Below are 1,186 nucleotides of genomic sequence, written 5' to 3' on the forward strand. Positions count from 1 at the left end.
ATTACTCGATGACCTTGGCAACCACGCCGGCACCAACGGTACGGCCGCCTTCGCGAATCGCGAAGCGCAGACCATCTTCCATGGCGATCGGCTTGATCAGGGTAACAACCATTTTGATGTTGTCGCCCGGCATTACCATCTCAACGCCTTCCGGCAGTTCGCACGAACCGGTTACGTCAGTGGTACGGAAGTAGAACTGCGGACGGTAGCCCTTGAAGAACGGGGTGTGACGACCACCTTCTTCCTTGGACAGTACGTACACTTCTGCTTCGAACACAGTGTGCGGCTTGATGGTGCCTGGCTTGGCCAGAACCTGACCACGCTCTACGTCGTCACGCTTGGTACCGCGCAGCAGCACACCGCAGTTCTCGCCAGCACGACCTTCGTCGAGCAGCTTGCGGAACATTTCAACACCGGTACAGGTGGTCTTGGTGGTCGGACGCAGACCGACGATCTCGATCTCTTCCTGAACCTTGACGATACCGCGCTCAACACGACCGGTAACTACGGTGCCACGACCGGAGATCGAGAACACGTCTTCGATCGGCATCAGGAACGGCTTGTCGATGGCGCGAACCGGCTCAGGGATGTAGGTATCCAGAGTCTCAACCAGCTTCTTAACAGCGCTGGTGCCCATCTCGTTGTCGTCCTGGCCGTTCAGGGCCATCAGAGCGGAACCGATCACGATCGGAGTGTCATCACCCGGGAAGTCATAGGTGGACAGCAGGTCGCGAACTTCCATCTCAACCAGTTCCAGCAGCTCAGCGTCGTCAACCATGTCGGCCTTGTTCAGGAACACGACAATGTAAGGAACGCCTACCTGACGGGACAGCAGGATGTGCTCACGGGTTTGCGGCATCGGACCATCAGCGGCCGAGCAAACCAGGATCGCGCCGTCCATCTGGGCAGCACCGGTGATCATGTTCTTCACATAGTCAGCGTGACCCGGGCAGTCAACGTGCGCGTAGTGACGTACGGCAGAATCGTACTCAACGTGCGCAGTGTTGATGGTGATACCACGAGCCTTCTCTTCCGGAGCGGAGTCGATCTTGTCGAAGTCGACCTTGGCGGAACCGAAAACTTCGGAGCACACGCGGGTCAGAGCAGCGGTCAGAGTGGTTTTACCGTGGTCAACGTGACCGATAGTGCCGACGTTGACGTGCGGTTTGTTACGTTCAAATTTTTC

At 57.4% G+C, this 1,186-nt stretch carries 1 protein-coding gene; it reads right to left on the reverse strand.

All coding sequences use genetic code 11. The features are described 5' to 3' along the window. Position 1: 1 nt before the first annotated feature. Positions 2-1,186 (reverse strand): elongation factor Tu (gene tuf / locus CK486_RS17700; protein ID WP_095941610.1); only part of this gene is annotated, 1,185 nt, incomplete at its 5' end.

It is taken from the genome of Pseudomonas sp. HAR-UPW-AIA-41, assembly GCF_002304225.1.
GTDB lineage: Bacteria > Pseudomonadota > Gammaproteobacteria > Pseudomonadales > Pseudomonadaceae > Aquipseudomonas.